The sequence below is a fragment of the Cryobacterium sp. Y62 genome (genome assembly GCF_002929785.1).
GTDB lineage: Bacteria > Actinomycetota > Actinomycetes > Actinomycetales > Microbacteriaceae > Cryobacterium.
This window is the reverse complement of sequence record NZ_PJJK01000080.1, coordinates 1-15,324: the sequence shown is the minus strand read 5'-3', so window position 1 is coordinate 15,324 and position 15,324 is coordinate 1. Positions and strand designations below refer to the sequence as shown.

The 15,324-nt window shown below is 66.5% G+C and carries 20 protein-coding genes; 9 read left to right on the top strand and 11 right to left on the bottom strand.

Annotation, left to right across the window (positions count from 1 at the left end; translation table 11 throughout):
• Positions 1-196: 196 nt before the first annotated feature.
• The 9 genes from CXY71_RS03415 to CXY71_RS03380 form a co-directional block, all read right to left on the bottom strand.
• Positions 197-709: a DinB family protein gene (locus CXY71_RS03415; protein ID WP_104134289.1), complete on the bottom strand. Its 513-nt coding sequence runs from the start codon at positions 707-709 to the stop codon at positions 197-199.
• A gap of 173 nt (positions 710-882) precedes the next feature.
• Complete coding sequence (locus CXY71_RS03410) at positions 883-1,383, bottom strand: hypothetical protein (RefSeq protein WP_104134288.1); 501 nt, start codon at positions 1,381-1,383, stop codon at positions 883-885.
• Positions 1,380-3,128, bottom strand: a complete 1,749-nt coding sequence (locus CXY71_RS03405) for a hypothetical protein (RefSeq protein ID WP_104134287.1) — start codon at positions 3,126-3,128, stop codon at positions 1,380-1,382. The genes CXY71_RS03410 and CXY71_RS03405 overlap by 4 nt, the downstream gene beginning before the upstream one ends.
• 2 nt (positions 3,129-3,130) lie before the next feature.
• Entirely contained in the window at positions 3,131-3,394 is a 264-nt protein-coding gene (locus CXY71_RS03400) for a hypothetical protein (protein WP_146072734.1), read from the bottom strand.
• A gap of 56 nt (positions 3,395-3,450) precedes the next feature.
• Positions 3,451-4,704, bottom strand: coding sequence for a sulfate/molybdate ABC transporter ATP-binding protein (locus tag CXY71_RS03395; protein WP_104134285.1), 1,254 nt, complete (start codon positions 4,702-4,704; stop codon positions 3,451-3,453).
• On the bottom strand, positions 4,701-4,865 hold the full coding sequence (locus CXY71_RS20915) for a hypothetical protein (RefSeq protein WP_158252960.1): 165 nt from the start codon (positions 4,863-4,865) through the stop codon (positions 4,701-4,703). The genes CXY71_RS03395 and CXY71_RS20915 overlap by 4 nt, the downstream gene beginning before the upstream one ends.
• Entirely contained in the window at positions 4,862-5,644 is a 783-nt protein-coding gene (locus tag CXY71_RS03390; RefSeq protein WP_104134300.1) for an ABC transporter permease, read from the bottom strand. The genes CXY71_RS20915 and CXY71_RS03390 overlap by 4 nt, the downstream gene beginning before the upstream one ends.
• Positions 5,645-5,736: 92 nt before the next feature.
• Complete coding sequence (modA, locus tag CXY71_RS03385; RefSeq protein ID WP_104134284.1) at positions 5,737-6,486, bottom strand: molybdate ABC transporter substrate-binding protein; 750 nt, start codon at positions 6,484-6,486, stop codon at positions 5,737-5,739.
• A complete protein-coding gene (locus CXY71_RS03380) occupies positions 6,483-6,887 on the bottom strand; it encodes a molybdopterin-binding protein (RefSeq protein ID WP_104134299.1) in 405 nt (134 codons plus the stop codon). The genes modA and CXY71_RS03380 overlap by 4 nt, the downstream gene beginning before the upstream one ends.
• Positions 6,888-7,137: 250 nt before the next feature.
• Here CXY71_RS03380 and CXY71_RS03375 point away from each other — a divergent pair, with 250 nt between their 5' ends.
• The 6 genes from CXY71_RS03375 to CXY71_RS03350 all read left to right on the top strand — a co-directional run bounded on the left by CXY71_RS03375 (position 7,138) and on the right by CXY71_RS03350 (position 11,874).
• On the top strand, positions 7,138-8,430 hold the full coding sequence (locus CXY71_RS03375; RefSeq protein ID WP_104134283.1) for a ThiF family adenylyltransferase: 1,293 nt from the start codon (positions 7,138-7,140) through the stop codon (positions 8,428-8,430).
• A 3-nt stretch (positions 8,431-8,433) separates the two neighbouring features.
• On the top strand, positions 8,434-9,984 hold the full coding sequence (gene glp / locus CXY71_RS03370; RefSeq protein ID WP_104134282.1) for a gephyrin-like molybdotransferase Glp: 1,551 nt from the start codon (positions 8,434-8,436) through the stop codon (positions 9,982-9,984).
• Positions 9,981-10,496 carry a cyclic pyranopterin monophosphate synthase MoaC gene (gene moaC, locus CXY71_RS03365; protein ID WP_104134281.1) on the top strand — a complete coding sequence of 172 codons (516 nt, stop codon included), beginning with the start codon at positions 9,981-9,983 and terminating at the stop codon, positions 10,494-10,496. The genes glp and moaC overlap by 4 nt, the downstream gene beginning before the upstream one ends.
• A gap of 102 nt (positions 10,497-10,598) precedes the next feature.
• Entirely contained in the window at positions 10,599-11,357 is a 759-nt protein-coding gene (locus CXY71_RS03360; RefSeq protein ID WP_104134280.1) for a molybdenum cofactor guanylyltransferase, read from the top strand.
• Between the two features lie 5 nt (positions 11,358-11,362).
• Positions 11,363-11,635: a DUF6457 domain-containing protein gene (locus CXY71_RS03355; RefSeq protein ID WP_104134279.1), complete on the top strand. Its 273-nt coding sequence runs from the start codon at positions 11,363-11,365 to the stop codon at positions 11,633-11,635.
• Entirely contained in the window at positions 11,635-11,874 is a 240-nt protein-coding gene (locus CXY71_RS03350; protein WP_104134278.1) for a MoaD/ThiS family protein, read from the top strand. Before CXY71_RS03355 ends, CXY71_RS03350 begins: the two co-directional genes overlap by 1 nt.
• Before the next feature lie 112 nt (positions 11,875-11,986).
• Here the strand turns inward: CXY71_RS03350 and CXY71_RS03345 are convergent, their stop codons facing one another.
• Entirely contained in the window at positions 11,987-12,463 is a 477-nt protein-coding gene (locus CXY71_RS03345) for a molybdenum cofactor biosynthesis protein MoaE (protein ID WP_104134277.1), read from the bottom strand.
• Positions 12,463-13,077 (bottom strand): MogA/MoaB family molybdenum cofactor biosynthesis protein, encoded by a 615-nt coding sequence (locus tag CXY71_RS03340; RefSeq protein WP_104134276.1) that lies wholly within the window; start codon positions 13,075-13,077, stop codon positions 12,463-12,465. The genes CXY71_RS03345 and CXY71_RS03340 overlap by 1 nt, the downstream gene beginning before the upstream one ends.
• A gap of 93 nt (positions 13,078-13,170) precedes the next feature.
• Between CXY71_RS03340 and CXY71_RS03335 the strand changes: the two genes are divergently transcribed.
• The 3 genes from CXY71_RS03335 (at position 13,171) to CXY71_RS03330 (ending at position 15,227) form a co-directional block, all read left to right on the top strand.
• Positions 13,171-14,496, top strand: a complete 1,326-nt coding sequence (locus CXY71_RS03335; protein ID WP_104134275.1) for an MFS transporter — start codon at positions 13,171-13,173, stop codon at positions 14,494-14,496.
• A gap of 79 nt (positions 14,497-14,575) precedes the next feature.
• Positions 14,576-14,722, top strand: a complete 147-nt coding sequence (locus CXY71_RS21390) for a hypothetical protein (RefSeq protein WP_199184195.1) — start codon at positions 14,576-14,578, stop codon at positions 14,720-14,722.
• 193 nt (positions 14,723-14,915) lie between these two features.
• On the top strand, positions 14,916-15,227 hold the full coding sequence (locus CXY71_RS03330; RefSeq protein WP_233198391.1) for an oxidoreductase C-terminal domain-containing protein: 312 nt from the start codon (positions 14,916-14,918) through the stop codon (positions 15,225-15,227).
• Positions 15,228-15,324: the final 97 nt, after the last annotated feature.

Here is a 15,324-nt window from a genome sequence, read left to right as displayed (position 1 = left end):
ATTCTCCGCAAGTACCAACGCAGCGTGTCGGGTGACGCACAACACCCATTCGCAGGGTTCGAATCCCCCATTCTCCGCAAGTACCAACGCAGCGTGTCGGGTGACGCACGACACGCATTCGCGGGGTTCGAATCCCCCATTCTCCGCCAAGGTTCCCTGATTCACGGGGCCGGCTTTCTCAGACAGCCAGCAAACGCTAACCGGCAGCGCGGTCGGCCAGGCCTCGCACGAAGGCGGCCTGGCCGGCGTGCTGCAGGTCGTCGGAGAGCACGCTCGCGAGGCGCACGCCGACGGTGACCGCGGGGGTCCAGGAATCGTCGATGACCCGGTCGAGATCGGCCTCGGCGAGGGTGCCCAGGTATGCCACGGTCGCGGTGTGCACGGCGTCGTAGTAGCCGCCGAGCAGCTCGGCGTCGGCGCGAACGGCCGCGACATCGGCCGAGGTGTGTCCATAGCCGGTGGCCGTCGGCCCGAACGGAAGGTCGAATCGTTCGACCCAGCCCTGGCCGGTGTACACCTGCGCGGTGCCCGCGAGGTCGGCGAGGTGGTCGTCCTGCACGCGGGACAGGTGCCAGGTGAGCCAGGCGATGGTGTTGGTGTCAGCATCCGCTCGAAAAGTCAGTGTGGCGACGGACGCACCCTTGAGGGTCTTGCGCACGGTGCCCTGGATGCGGGTGAATTCTTCGATCAGCAATTCAGACGGGGTCATAAATCTCCTTGGTCGGTTCTGCCACCGTACTCCCGCGCTACGCCGTGATGCTGTTGTAATAAGTATTTAGCCGACGGATACCGCCTGTCTTCCAGCTCGAAACACTGCGGGAATAAGCTGACATTTCACTAGTCATTTCCTCCCTGCAGGCCCTTGTTGGAGTTGGCTCCTGCTCAGTACTTCATGCCGGGCTTCGTACCGCCCTCCAACTCAAAACACGGCGAAAACGAGTCGATTTTCAGTTCGGTGCCGGGAGCCCAGATCGCCGCGCTGTAGGAGTCTCCCTGAGTGCCGGTCATATCCACACGCGGCGCCCCCTGCCTGGTCGTGAGCCTCTTCACGACAACACCGTCTTTCTGCTCCCAGGCAGAGGCGATGACTTCGATCAGGGCCTCCGCATCAACATCACCGGTCAGAGTGACCGTCGTTAGACCAGGCCACGACAACCGGCCATCCGCGCAGCCGAACAAATACGTCATCTGCAACTGGGACTGGTCGCCCACATTCTCGGGAGGAACGAGTGCAGCCGTCTCGTCCTCCATCGCCATCGCGATTCCCTTAGCTGTTTGTAGATCCATGGTCGTCTCACTTCCCTGATTCGGCGCACATGCTGCAAGCCCAACAGAGAGAGCGATCATTCCGATAAAAGCCGCCATTTTTCCCTGCGCAATCATTCGTAGATCAGCTCCTGAAGATCTCTGAGGACCTCTCGATTGTTCACGTCGTCGGTTGCGACGAGGTTGTGGTTATCCATCGGCACGCTCGGGTTCACTGTAAAGGTCCCGTTCCCATCCACCGAATACAAGGGCTTCGGTCCCTGATAGTAGGGCTCGGCGTGAAAGGCTTCACTCGAGCGAGGGTTGTTCCCGTCGCCGACGACACCAAGGTCTTGTGCCGACTGCAAAATATCCTGATACGAAAAATCGGTGTAAGTGGTCCTGGGGCTAGGCGTCCAGTCTTTGGGCATCCATGCTCCGGACAACGAGACAACCGAGTCGTAGTGGGCTCCGGCGACTTCTGCCGAGGTGATGTTGGCAAGCCCCCAGCTATGACCGATGGCTGTCGATGTGGCGTCAGCGAGCAAGTGGTCGAAGTTCAGACCCGTCTCGAAATCAGCAAGAATCGGGCCGGTCCGTTCGGTGAAAGCTGCGGAATTCGCATCCGCTATTCCCACCGGCGTCCGCAATGCCGACTCACCGAAGTAGCCGATTTTGCCTCCCAAGGGGCCGTCCGAGTCTCCTGGAAAAAGCCCGTCCTTGTAGACGAACGCGACGGTGTCAGGATGACTGACGACGAACCACTGAGACAGTCGTTGAACCGAGCCGTCGTAAAACATGCCCATATTGCTCATGGTACCGGGGACATAGGTGATGCGGTGGCGTGTCTCGAACGACGGCGTTCCCAGCATTTCCACGATCCGCGACCCGTCACGGTCGTAGAGGTACAGCTGGATCAGCCCGTGCTCCGCAGCCTGCAAGTACTCGCGCTCCAGCTCAAGTTCTTTCAGCTTGGCCATGGCCTCGAAATACCCCTCAACGGACTTCAGCGAGTCCAGGACCGTGGCGGATTCGGCGTCGATCTGGGCAATACGAGTACCGGCATTGAGCCGGTTGGCGGCAATACGGGCGAGCGCCGGCAGGCCGTTCAACGATCCAAGCAGCGCTGGAGCGCCGGCGATGAGGGCGAGCCGGGCCGGTTCGGCCAGCTGCTCCCAGCGTTCGGAAACGGTCTCGGGGGTGGTGCCCAGCATCCGCTTGAGCAGACCCGGATCTGTGGCGATCAACACGGCCAGATCGGTCGCCGACAGGGCATTCACTCGGGCGATCAGGTCGTCGACAGACGCCCGGGTCGCCGCGTTCGAGCCGAACCAGGCGGTCGCGCCGAGCACCTGCTCGGACCCGAGGTCGCTCACACAGGCGGCATCGGCGGCACTGCGCCGCGTCGACAACTCCTGCCACAACGAATCGATGGCGGCGATCCGCGCCGTGACCTTCTCGAACGCTTCCTCCCGGCGTGCATCTCGATCAGCAGTGGATATTGCGAAAAGGTTGCTCTGCATCGTGAAGTCGGTGCGCCTCCACTGCAGGTCGTAGAGGTCGCCGTCCGCGGTGGTCCGCTGCGCTTCGAGCAGGCGCTGGTCGCCCTGAATCTCGTCAACTGTGACGGAGTACGTCTCCAGGGCTGCTGCCTGCGCGTCCAGCCCGCGAATCAGTAGATCGATCTCGGGGACCAGGGCCTCGAGGCGCAAAACGAAGGCGTCGCGGGAGACCGCAGTCCACTCGGTGGATTGAGCCTGGGATTGCGCGCCGGTCAGCTGTATTTGCAGGGTGCGGAGGGCATCCGCTTTGCCGGAGCGCAGCCTGGCCTCGGACAGAATTTCGTTCGGCTCGCCCAACCCCGGATTGGCGGCGGTCCACATGGTCAGTTCAGCTTTCGGCCGAGGGTGGAATCGGTCGCGCGGAATTTTTCGGCCACGGTACTGGGAAATTCGCCGAGGGCGGTCAGGACCAGCCCGGCCAGGTCGGCTCGTTCGGTCTGTTGCGAGGTCGCATCGCGCAAGGCTGCCGCGACCGAATCGCTCTGCACTGCGCCCTCTGGCCAGCGAAAAGTCCAGTCAGAAAAACTTAGCTGTGCCGTCGCTCCGGACAGCGTTGCAGTCAGGCCCTCGAGCACGGAATCGGTCACCCGTAGTGCCGGCATCAGCATCCCCCTGCCCCCATCGACGTGCCCCGCATCCGAGCTTAGCGGCGGTAGGCGCTCACTTCGGTGGCTTTGACCGAAAGCCAAACGGTCGAGCCGAGCTGCAGCCCGAGGTCGGCGACCGCGGCGGGGGTGAGTTCGGCGATGACCTCGGGATCGCCGCTCGTGCGCAGGCGCACGCCGCCGCTGCCCGGCTCGATGCCGGTCACGCGGGCGGACCAGACGTTGCGTGGGCTCGCGTGTCGCGGGCGATCCATCTGCACGACAACGGATGCCGGTCGAAAGACGGCCGCGGCGGGCGCGTTCTGCGGACTCGGCGCCCGGGCGGCATCTGAGGCCTGGGTGCCGAAGGTGGCAGTAGCTTGGATTGGGACGACCGGGGCTTCGGAGTCGAGACCGGCGGGGGCATCGACGGCCAGCGGTGTGGCGGGTGAAGCGGGCGTGGGGCCGACCGAGGCGAGGTCGCCGGCATCCGCTGGCCGCACCCAGAAGACGCGGCCGTCGGGGGCGACGACCGCCCCGTTCTGCGTGGTGCCGACGACAAGGTTGACGCCGGCGAGGGCTGCGACGAACGGGTTGCGCGGGGCGGCGAGCACCGCGGCGGTCGTGCCCTCGTCGATGAGCGTGCCGTCGTGCAGCACGGCGACGCGATTCGCGAGCACGACCGCGTCGACGATGTCGTGGGTGACGATGATGGCGCTCGTGCTGGTGTCGGCAAGCTGCTCGCGGATGAGTTGGCGCATGAGCGGCGCGGTTTCGGCGTCGAGGGTGGCCATCGGCTCATCGAGCAATAGCAGGCGTGGGCCGGCAGCGAGCGCGCGGGCGAGGGCCACGCGCTGCTGCTGCCCGCCGGAGAGGGAACCGGGTTTGCTCTCGCCGAAGCTGTGCAGACCGACGCGGTTGAGCCAGCGGTCGGCCTGTTTTCGGGACTCGGCGGCGTTCAGGTGCGCTTCGCCGACGCGCAGGGCGAAAGCAATATTGTTGCGAGCGCTGAGGTGCGGAAAGAGCAGAGGCTCCTGCCCGAGGAGCCCGATGGCCCTGTTTTCCGCCGTCACGAATCGGCCGGGCGCGGTGAGGACTGCACCGTCGATCGTGACGGTTCCGGAGTCGGGTGTGGCGAGGCCGGCGAGCAGTTCGAGTACGGTCGACTTGCCTGCGCCATTCGGGCCAAGCAGGGCGAGCACGTCGCCCGGTGCGAGAGCGAGCTGAACGTCGAGCGTGAACGAGCCGCGGGTGAGCTGAAGGTTGGCGGCGAGGAGGTCGTTGGCGGCGGATTTCCAGAGGGCGGGGGTCATGAGAGCGGGCTCCGGGTCGGGCCGTTGGCGAGGCCCGGTAGCCACGGGCAGGTGAACCCGCGCACGGAGTCCGTCGGTCTGCTCGCGGTAGAAGAGTGGATCGCGCTCTGCGGGGCGGTGGCGTTGGCGCGGCAGCGGGCATCCGTTTTCAGGATGGTCATGAGAGCACGCTCGCGCGGCGGGTGCCAACCAGCACAAGAATAATCACGGCGACCGCGATCAGCAGCAGCGACAGGGCGACGGCCTGGTCGGTCGTCACGCCCGAGCCGTTGAAGGCGGTGTAGATGGCGAGGGGCATGGTGCGGGTGACTCCGGCCTGGTTGCCGGCGAACAGGGCCGTCGCGCCGAACTCGCCGAGCGCGCGGGCAAAGCTCAAAACGGTACCTGCGAGCAGCCCGGGGCCTACGAGCGGCAGGGTGATGCGGGCGAAGACGGTGCCACGATGGGCGCCGAGGGTTGCAGCGACCCGTTCGAAGCGGGTGCCGGCGGTGCGCAGCGCGCCCTCGACGGCGATCACGAGGAACGGCAGGGCCACGAAGGTCTGCGCCAGGACGACGGCCGCGGTCGTGAACGGAATGCGCAGCCCGACCAGTTCGAGGGTGCTGCCGAGCACACCCCCACGTCCGAGCAGGGAAAGCAGCGCGATGCCGCCGACCAGCGGCGGCAGCACGAGCGGCACGGTCACAAGCGCGCGCAGCAGGCCCGCCACGCGCGGCTGCGATCGGGCGATGACGACGGCGAGCGGCACGCCGAACAGTAGACAAAGCAGCGTCGAAACGGATGCCGTCGCGAGCGACAGCCCCAGCGGCTGCAGCGCTTCCGGCGAGAGGAGCAGAGCCGGGAGGCCTGGCCAGTCGACCCTGAGCAGCAAGCCGGCGAGCGGCAGCACCAGCAGTCCGAGGCCGATGCTCGCGGGCAGGTAGAGAACGCGCGGGATCATGCCGACCGCCGCCTGTGCGCCGAGCACGGACACCGGTGCGTGACGTGTCGGAGCATTACTTTCCGGGCCCGGGGCCGGTCGAAAGAGGAGGCTCACGGAGCGAGAAATCCGTGGGCGGCGAGCACAGACTGCCCCGCAGGCGAGAGCACAAGGTCGACGAAAGCCTGAGCCTCCTCGATGTGTGCGCTGCCTTCCACGACCGCGATCGGATAGCGCCCGATGACTGCATCGGCTCCGGCCGGGGTCAGGCCGTCGATGCGCCCGGGGTTGGCGGCGACATCCGTCGCGTAGACGAGGCCGGCATCCGCTTCGCCGCTGGCGATTTTGGTGACGACAGCCGTCACATTTTGCTCTTCGCTCGCGGGCGTGAGCGTGACTCCGGCGTTGGCGAGCAGGGCAGCGGATGCCGCGCCGCACGGCACCTGCGCCGCGCACAGCACGGTGATCACGCCGGAGCGGGCCAGATCTTCTAAAGTCTCGATCTGCAGCGGGTTGCCGGGGGCGACCGCAATGCGGAGGGTGTTGCCAGCGAACACGGTGGCCGCGCCGGTGAGCCCGGCGTCGGCGAGCGGCTGAAGGTTCTGCTGGTCGGCGCTCGCAAACACGTCGGCGGGGGCGCCAGCGGCAATTTGAGTGGCGAGAGTGGAAGACCCGTCGTAGGTGACGTGCACATCAACGAAGGAGTTCGCGTCTTCGAGCAGGGTGGCGATCTCGTCAAATGCGGGGCCCAGCGAGGCGGCCGCGTAGACGTTGAGGGGCAGCGGCACGGGCCCGGTGTCCGTGACACAGCCGGTGAGAGTGAGCACGGCGAGCGCGGCGAGGACCTGCGGGAGGCGGGTCACGGCATCCGTCCCGGAGTTTCAACAATCACATTGGTAGCCTTGATCACGGCGACACTGAGCGAGCCGACCTCGAGCGCCAGTTCGCGCACGGCCTCACTCGACATGAGCGAGACTATGCGGTGCGGGCCACACTGCAGCTCGACCTGGGCCATGACCGTATCCATGGTGATGGCGGTGACGATACCGACGAAGCGGTTGCGGGCGCTGCGGCCCACGCTTGACGGGTCTGCCGGGGTGCTTGCCTGGTCGACGGCGAAGGCGGCGAGCGCAGCTCCGTCAACCACGAGGCGACCGGATGCGTCGGCGTCGGCCGCGAGACGGCCACCGTCGACCCAACGGCGCACAGTGTCGTCGCTGACGCCGAGCAGCTCGGCGGCCTCACTGATCCGATATTGCGTCATGAATTGCACGATAGCACCGCATCTGCGGTTTTGACCCACTGCTTTGTTCTCTGTCATCGCGATCGGCCGTGGCCAATTCAGGAAATCCACGTCTCGTGGGTCGAAAACAGCCCGTTCTGGGTCCGATAGCCGACAATTTCCTGAATTAGCCACCGAGTGGTTGTGAGGCATGCGGCGTGCCTGGCGGTTTCGCAAGCCGGCTTGCGGCAAACCGGTGGCCGTGACGTCGCGCAGCGCCTAGCGTTAAGCCATGGCCATTCCTCCCCTCGTTGAGCCCGTTGACCGCCTCAGCGCATCCGAATCCGTGCGGACCGCTCGCCAGCGCCGCCTCCCCCAGCTGAGCGAACTCGGCCAGCGCCGCCTCGCCAACGCCCGGGTGCTCGTGCTCGGCGCCGGTGGACTCGGCTCCCCCGCGCTGCTCTACCTCGCGGCAGCGGGCGTAGGCACCATTGGCATCGTCGACGGCGACGACGTGGAACCGAGCAACCTCCAGCGCCAGATCGTCCACGGTCAAACGGATGTCGGCCGCCCCAAGGTGGACAGCGCCGCGGAACGCATCGCCGAGATCGCCCCGGAAACCACCGTCGTTCGGCACGCCGAGCGCCTGGTAACGGGTAACGCGGCCGAGATCATCGACGGCTATGACGTAGTCATCGACGGCACCGACAACTTTCCGACCCGGTTCCTCGTGAACGACACCTGCGCGCGGCTCGGGCTGCCGCTGGTGTGGGCATCCGTTTTGCGATTCGATGCTCAGCTCTCGGTGTTCTGGGCCACGCCTCCGGCGGGCTCGGGCATCACCGGAGTGCACCTGCGCGACCTGTTTCCAACGCCGCCGGCCGACGGCGAGGTTCCCAACTGCGCCGATGCCGGAGTGCTCGGCGCTCTCTGTGGCCAGGTCGGATCGCTCATGGCGACCGAAACTATCAAGCTAATCACCGGAATCGGGTCCCCACTGATCGGCCGGGTACTCGTGATCGATGCCCTGTCGGGCCGCTTCAGTGAGATTCCGCTGGTCGGAACCGGCATTGCCGCCGAACCGACCGCTGCCGAGCACGCGACAGAGAATACCGCCCGCGTCGCCGCAGAGAACACCGCCGAGGTTTCCGGTGCCGAACTCGTCGAACGCCTCGAAGCCCAACGCGACGGAATCGACAACTTTCTCGTGCTGGACGTTCGCGAGCCGAACGAGAACGCCGAAAGTTCCATTCCGACGGCCCAGCTCCTGCCACTCGGCGAGCTCCTGACCGACGGAGTACTCTCCGACACCGGCCGGGCGGCCCTCCCGGAGGACACCCCGCTGATCGTGCACTGCCACGCCGGTGGGCGAGCCGCCCGCGCTGCTGCCGCGCTGCGCGAGGCCGGATTCACCGACGTCTCCGTGCTCACCGGTGGGATCGTGGCCTGGGACGACCTCGTCACGGCCGGACGCGCGACCGGCATCGGCAGCCGATGGCCGTCCCTCGAGCCGACTCCGACCGGGAGGCACGCGTCGGCCCGGGACGACACCGGCAGCGCGGGCCAGACCGACAGTCTCGCCTAGCCGATGACCGAGACGAATCTGCCCGACGGTTCCGCACGCGACGCATCGCCCTTGTCAGACGAACACGATGTGCTCGGCGGGGAACCGTCCGAGGTTCGATGTGCGCACGCCGGCGGCGCACACGAAGATGAACATGGGCATACGCATGATGCTCACCGCGACGACACCGCCGATGCGACCGTGAACGAAAATGGGCACAGGCACGACCACGTCCACGCGCATTCCGAAAGAACGAATGCCTGTGCGCCGGCCGCATCCGCTCGCACCGTTACCGATCAACTCGCGGTCATTCTGGCCGACGTGAAGCCGATGGTGCCGGTGCGCGTGTCGCTCGACGCCGCGCGCGGCCTGGTGCTCGCCGAAGACGTGCTTTCAGCGACCGATACTCCTCCCTTCGACAACTCCGCCATGGACGGCTACGCCGTGATCCGCGCGGATCTGCTCGGCGCCTCCGCGCAGAACCCGATTATGCTGCCCGTCGTCGCCGATTTGGCCGCCGGCACCGCCGAGAATCCGCGCCTGGTGCCCGGGCAGGTCGCGCGCATCATGACGGGCGCGCCCATTCCCGACGGAGCGGATGCCGTCGTCCCGATCGAAGACACCGATCAGGGCACCGATCTGGTCACTGTCGTGCGCGCCCCCGAAACCGCGGCGCACGTACGCCGCGCCGGCGAAGACGCCCACGCTGGGGACCGGGTTCTGAGCGCGGGCAGCGTGCTCTGGCCCACCCGGGTCGCCGCAGCGGCGAGCGCCGGAACCGGCTCGGTGCTGGTGCACCCGGCGCCGCGCGTCGCGGTCATTTCCACCGGCAGCGAACTCGTCACCCCCGGCAGCCCGACCCATCGCGGTCAAATTCCCGACTCCAACTCCTTTCTACTGGCGGCGGCCGTCACCGAAGCCGGCGGCGTTGCCATCCGGGTGGGCGCCGTGCCCGACAACAACGACACGTTGGGCGCGCTGCTCACCGACCTGGCTGGCACGGTCGACGTGATCGTGCTCTCCGGCGGTGTCAGCGTCGGAGCGTACGACGTGGTCAAAGCCGTGCTTCAGCCGCTCGGAACCGTGCACTTCGGACCGGTCAAGATGCAACCCGGCAAGCCACAAGGGTTCGGACGCTGGCCCGCCACAGGAAACGTGCCCGGACCGCTCATCTTCGCCCTGCCCGGCAACCCGGTCAGCGCCTTTGTGTCTTTTGAGGTGTTCGTGCGCCCCGCGCTGCGCCGCCTGCTCGGCCACCCGGAGCTGCACCGCCGCACCATCACGGCGACCGTCGCCGACGGTTGGAAGTCCCCGCCTGGACGCGCCCAGTACATGCCCGTCATCGTCACGCACCGTACCGATTCCGGCACCGCGACCGGTGCTGGCACCGGCACCGGCGGCACCCGACACGGCACCCGAGACGGCGCCCAGATCGAGGTGCGCCCGGCCTCCCGCGGCGGGTCGGGTTCACACCTCGTCGCCGGCCTGGCGCAGGCAACTGGTCTTGCCGTCGTGTCCGAAGACACGACTCACGTTCGCGGAGGCGACCTCATCACTGTCATGCTGACATCATGACGCACACCACCGACATTCCCGACGCGGCAGTGCCCGCCCAGCCATTCACCCACCTCGACTCGGCCGGACAAGCCCGGATGGTCGACGTCACCAACAAGGTTCCGACCGTGCGCAGCGCCACCGCGGCGGGCTTCGTGCGCTGCAGTGCCAGGGTGATCGCGGCGCTCCGCGATGGCACTGCGCCCAAGGGCGATGTGCTCGCCGTGGCCCGCATCGCCGGAATCCAGGGCGCTAAAAAGACTGCCGACCTGCTACCCCTCGCACACGTGATCGGCGTGCACGGTGCCGTCGTCGATTTGACGGTCGAGGATGACGGCGTCAGCATCACCGCGACCGTGCGCACCGCCGACCGCACCGGCGTCGAGATGGAGGCGTTCACCGCCGTCTCTGTTGCCGCCCTCGCCGTCGTCGACATGGTCAAGGGCCTCGACAAATCCGTCACAATCGAGAACGTGCGCCTGCTCGCCAAGAGCGGCGGCAAGTCCGGCGACTGGCTGCGCCGCCAAGGCTAAGCGGATGCTCCCTCCCCTGACCGTGCCCGCTACGGATAGCCGCTACGCCGGTTACTGTCGTGCGCAGCCATATTGGACGCGCTCCTGCCAAGGGCACGCCTCATGAATCCACCTCCGTCACTCACCATTGACCTCATCGTGCTCGCGGGCGGGCGCGGCAGCCGTCTCGGTGGCGTGCTCAAACCCGCCGTCGAGGTGGCCGGGCGCACTCTGCTCTCCAGAGTGCTCGACGCCCGACCGGTCGCCCGGTCCACCGTCGTCGTCGGCCCGCCCGCCGCACAGCCCGCCGCCGGCACACCTCCGTTCGCGGCACAGCCCGCCGCCGGCTCCGCCACACCCTCCGCGCTGATCTGGGCCCTCGAAGACCCACCCTTCGGCGGACCGGTAGCCGGAATCGCGGCCGGTCTCGCCGCGCTCGCGACCCATAGCGCGGCCCAAGGCGCGACACACGGCGATATGAATATCGAAGCGAACGGAGAGGCGAACGTTGACGAACCGGCCACCTGGCTGCTCGTGCTCGCCTGCGATCTGCCGTGGGGAGCGGATGCTGCGCGCCTGCTGGTCACCGCGGCATCCGCTCTCGAGAAAATCGGTGAACAAACCGACGGCGTGCATCTCACCGACTACACCGGCCACGCCCAGTGGCTCGCCGGAATCTACCGGGCGCCCGCCCTGCGCGCGGCCGTAGACCGCCTCGGCGATCGCGTCAACGGCGCCAGCATGCGCGACCTGCTGTCGGGGCTGAAGCTCCTGGGGTTGATGGACGAATCCGAAACCGGGGTCGACGTCGACACGTGGCAGGATGTTGATAGCAGCACCGCGCGTTTGACCGGTGTACCCGAAGTACGACCCGAGGAGTGACACGAATGAGTTCAGCACCGCTGCCTCCCGAAGCGCTCGACGACTGGCTGACCGCCCTCGCCGACCGGCTCCAGCTCGACCCGGCCGACGTGCCCGTCGGCGACCTGCTCGACGTGGCCCGCGACGTGGCCCACAATGTGGCCCGGCCGGCTGCTCCGCTCAGCACTTTTCTGATCGGCCTCGCCGCCGCGAAAAATGGTGGTACCAGTGCCGCCATTGAGGCCGCCTGCGCCGCAGCGAGCAAACTCGCCCGCGACTGGGCTCCCGAGACACTGTGATGGCGAACCTGCGGTTCTTCGCCGGAGCGGCCGAAGCCGCCCAGACCGAAACGGCCACGCTCAATGCTGACACGATCGGCGAACTGCGCACTGAACTCGGCCAACGCTACGGCAGCGAGTTCGTGCGTGTGCTCGGTCTCTGCTCGCTGCTGGTGAACGGCGCCCGTGCCGCCGATGACACCGTCACACTCGCGCCGACCGACACCGTAGACGTACTCCCGCCCTTCGCCGGCGGCTAAACACCAGGGGCTCCGCGCATAGCTGCGGAGAATCACGTCAAGTGACCCCGCACCGCAAGCAGCGATTTTCGCAGTTCTGAACGACGCCCGCGAAACAGCGCTGTCGGCGAGGCTATAAACCGACCCAGGAATGGGTTCCGTCGACCTCATACTGCTTCTTCCAGATCGGGACCTCGGCCTTCACTGCCTCGACGAGAGCCTCGCAGGCCGCGAATGCAACGCCCCGGTGTGCGCTCGCGACCGCAGCCACGAGGGCGAGGTCACCGACCTCGAGGTGTCCGATGCGATGACTGACGGCCAAGACGACAAGCGGATGTTGCGCCCGTACCCTCGCGGCCACCTCGCCAATAACGCGCCCAGCGTCGGGATGCGCGCTGTAGTCGAGGCCTGTGACGCGCCCGACAGCATCGGGATCGTGGTCACGCACCTGTCCGATGAACGTCACCACGGCGCCGTGGGAAACGCCCGAAACGGCCAAAACATGCTCGGTGACGTCGAGCAGCGCCTCGGTGACCCGAGCAAACCCGAGCGAAGAAGGCCTAAAATCCGGCAGCAATTCCTCGCCGTCGGCTGAAATACCCGCACCCATCAGTGGTCGCCGCCATCGAGCTGGTCGATGACGTGCCGCACCAGCGGCGCCAGAATTGCCACGCCGTCAAGCACCCCGCCCACCGAACCGGGCAGGTTCACGACCAGGGCGCCGTTATTGCCAACCGAATCGGCGATACCGGCGATACCGCGGGAGAGCGCAGCGGTGGGGATCGTCGCAACGCTGATCGCGCGCATCCGCTCGGAAATGCCCGGCAGAATCGTGTGCAGCACCGTCGCAGTGCCCTCCGGCGTCAGGTCCCGCGCCGACACACCGGTGCCACCGGTCGTCACGACGAGGCGAGCGCCGTCACCGAGCGCGGCCGAAATGGCACCGGCCACACTCTCGATGCCGTCGGGTACCACGCGAGGCGGCCCGCACGGAATGCCGACTTCGCCGAGCGCATCGACGACGGCCGCGCCGGACCTGTCCTCGCGTTCGCCGCGCGAACAACGATCAGACACGGTTATCACGACGGCCCCGAGTTCGGCCCCAAGTTTGAGCTGAGTTTTCACCGTTCCACAGTACCGCCCTCCGCCCGAGAAGAAACGGATGCCGGCAGCCCCGGACACGGTTCCGACCGGGCCGCCGGCATCCGCTTCAGGACGAATCATTTTTCACGGCGTTTGTGCGATGCGTTGGCACAGGCAAACGAACAAGCTGGCTACTAAGCGAGCCTGCTGCCCGACCAACCAGCCGAGGAAACCATGTCAACCGTCTCACCACCACGCGTCACGTCCACGCTGAAGCCGGACCTCTCGAACTGGGATCCGGAAAACGAAGAGACCTGGGATTCACACCTCGCCTGGCGCACGCTGTGGATCACCACGTTCAGCATGACCCTCGGCTTCGCGGCCTGGTATCTGGTTAGCGCGATCGCTCCGCGGCTGAACGACATCGGTTTCGACCTGAGCACCAGCCAGCTCTACTGGCTCGTCGCGCTGCCCGGCCTGGCCGGTGGCCTGCTGCGCCTCATCTTCATGTTCTTGCCGCCGATTCTCGGCACCCGCATTCTCGTCGCCCTTTCCAGCGCGCTGCTGCTCCTGCCGATGATCGGCTGGACCTTGGTCGCCCGCGACACCTCGACGCCGTACTGGGTACTGCTCGCGCTGTCCTTCGCGGCCGGCATTGGTGGCGGCAGCTTCTCCGGCTTCATGGCTTCGACCAGCTACTTCTTTCCCAAGCGCCTTGCCGGGACAGCACTCGGGCTGCAGGCGGGGCTCGGCAACTTTGGCATCGGACTAATTCAGCTGCTCACCCCATGGGTCGTCGGCTTCGGCCTGCTCGGCACCGCTGTGCTCACCCCGGAGAGCGACTCGAACGGTGAACTGGTCTGGCTGCACAACGGTGGTCTCGTACTCATCCCCTGGGTGCTGCTCGCGGTCGCGCTGGCGCTGGCCTTTTTACGTAAAGTGCCGATCAAAGCCAACTTTCGGCAGCAGATGGACATTTTCAAGGTCAAGCACACCTGGATCATGACGCTCATCTACCTCATGAGTTTCGGCGCGTTCAGCGGACTGGCCGCCCAAATGGGCCTCATCATCCTCAACGTCTACGGTGATTTTCCCGATGCGCCCAACCCGCTGGCCTTCGCCTTCATCGGCCCGGTCGTTGGCGCCCTGGTGCGTGCGGCCTCCGGTCCGCTCTGCGACCGGTTCGGCGGTGCGATCTTCACCTTCATCGGCGGCGCGGGCATGGCCGTGGGCACCCTGATCACAGTGTTTTTCCTCACCCCGACCAGCGTCGATGAGTTCAAGGGCTTTCTCACCGGCATGATCATCATCTTCTTTTTCTCCGGCCTGGCCAACGCCGGAACGTTCAAGCAGATGCCGATGATCTTCCCCAAGCGCCAGGCCGGCGGCGCGATCGGCTGGACCGCCGCGATCGCCGCCTTCGGCCCCTTCATCGTGGGAATGGCCCTCACAGCCATGAGCCCGACCACCTTCTTCATCGGCTGCACGGTATTCTGCGTGCTGTGCACGGGCCTGGCCTGGTTCTACTACGCCCGCCCGGGTGCTCCCAACCCGAGCTGACGCTCATCTTCGCCCGAAGCCTCCTTCTCCTCCAGCGGGGGGCTTCGGGTTTTTTCCTGCCGCAGGTCATACTGAAACGATGACAACACACGACGAAACCGACGAATCAATCGGCGGCGACCCGGCCTGCTGGCTCGAACAGGTTTGCCCGGAGTGCGGCGCCTTCGTGCCGGGAGAGCTGCCCGCCCACTGCTGGCGCTGCGATACCGTCGTCGCGCCGTCGTGACCGCTTGAGCGGGGCATCCACTCTGAAACGGATGCTGCCCCGCCGCCCGCGCAAACCGGCTCCCGTTCTCTCGGAACGGTGCCGCCGGCGGCGAAATCGTGCCAGCCGACATCGTTCTGCTGGCATCGTTCTGAGAGCATCGGCGCGGTTCCAAACGTCGAACTCGCCGAGAAGACCGGGCTCGCGGTCGACAATGGAATCCTGGTCACCGCGAGCCTGCAAACCAGCGATCCCCTACTTCAACACCGACCAGTTCGACCTCGGCATGGAGTGCTCCGGCTTCGGCCCGCTCACTCGCGGCGCCGACCTGATCTACCGGGGCGGCTGGGGCGACTGGGCGGCCGGTGAGTTCATCGTGTTCTGGCAGCAGGCAGGCCGCGTCGTAGCCGGCACGAACGTCAACGTCTGGGATGTCAGCGACGCCGTACAGGCTCTGATTCGTCGAGCTGAGCCGGTCGATCCTGCTCGCCTCTTGGATGAGTCGATCCCACTCAACCAGGTCTAACGCCCCGGCTCCCCCGCCCCCGTTACCTTGTTTGTAACCTCGGATGGTGTGAGTATCTGAGGGAGTTGGCCTGTCGGGTCCGGCATGATTGTTGCCC

What these genes read in the sequence shown, in the direction of transcription:
- CXY71_RS03415 (WP_104134289.1), bottom strand. Translation starts at nt 709, where the DNA reads ATGACCCCGTCTGAATTGCTGATCGAAGAATTCACCCGCATCCAGGGC.
- CXY71_RS03410 (WP_104134288.1), bottom strand. Translation starts at nt 1,383, where the DNA reads ATGATTGCGCAGGGAAAAATGGCGGCTTTTATCGGAATGATCGCTCTC.
- CXY71_RS03405 (WP_104134287.1), bottom strand. Translation starts at nt 3,128, where the DNA reads ATGTGGACCGCCGCCAATCCGGGGTTGGGCGAGCCGAACGAAATTCTG.
- CXY71_RS03395 (WP_104134285.1), bottom strand. Translation starts at nt 4,704, where the DNA reads ATGACCCCCGCCCTCTGGAAATCCGCCGCCAACGACCTCCTCGCCGCC.
- CXY71_RS20915 (WP_158252960.1), bottom strand. Translation starts at nt 4,865, where the DNA reads ATGACCATCCTGAAAACGGATGCCCGCTGCCGCGCCAACGCCACCGCC.
- CXY71_RS03390 (WP_104134300.1), bottom strand. Translation starts at nt 5,644, where the DNA reads ATGATCCCGCGCGTTCTCTACCTGCCCGCGAGCATCGGCCTCGGACTG.
- CXY71_RS03380 (WP_104134299.1), bottom strand. Translation starts at nt 6,887, where the DNA reads ATGACGCAATATCGGATCAGTGAGGCCGCCGAGCTGCTCGGCGTCAGC.
- CXY71_RS03375 (WP_104134283.1), top strand. Translation starts at nt 7,138, where the DNA reads ATGGCCATTCCTCCCCTCGTTGAGCCCGTTGACCGCCTCAGCGCATCC.
- glp (WP_104134282.1), top strand. Translation starts at nt 8,434, where the DNA reads ATGACCGAGACGAATCTGCCCGACGGTTCCGCACGCGACGCATCGCCC.
- moaC (WP_104134281.1), top strand. Translation starts at nt 9,981, where the DNA reads ATGACGCACACCACCGACATTCCCGACGCGGCAGTGCCCGCCCAGCCA.
- CXY71_RS03360 (WP_104134280.1), top strand. Translation starts at nt 10,599, where the DNA reads ATGAATCCACCTCCGTCACTCACCATTGACCTCATCGTGCTCGCGGGC.
- CXY71_RS03355 (WP_104134279.1), top strand. Translation starts at nt 11,363, where the DNA reads ATGAGTTCAGCACCGCTGCCTCCCGAAGCGCTCGACGACTGGCTGACC.
- CXY71_RS03350 (WP_104134278.1), top strand. Translation starts at nt 11,635, where the DNA reads ATGGCGAACCTGCGGTTCTTCGCCGGAGCGGCCGAAGCCGCCCAGACC.
- CXY71_RS03345 (WP_104134277.1), bottom strand. Translation starts at nt 12,463, where the DNA reads ATGGGTGCGGGTATTTCAGCCGACGGCGAGGAATTGCTGCCGGATTTT.
- CXY71_RS03340 (WP_104134276.1), bottom strand. Translation starts at nt 13,077, where the DNA reads ATGATTCGTCCTGAAGCGGATGCCGGCGGCCCGGTCGGAACCGTGTCC.
- CXY71_RS03335 (WP_104134275.1), top strand. Translation starts at nt 13,171, where the DNA reads ATGTCAACCGTCTCACCACCACGCGTCACGTCCACGCTGAAGCCGGAC.
- CXY71_RS21390 (WP_199184195.1), top strand. Translation starts at nt 14,576, where the DNA reads ATGACAACACACGACGAAACCGACGAATCAATCGGCGGCGACCCGGCC.
- CXY71_RS03330 (WP_233198391.1), top strand. Translation starts at nt 14,916, where the DNA reads ATGGAATCCTGGTCACCGCGAGCCTGCAAACCAGCGATCCCCTACTTC.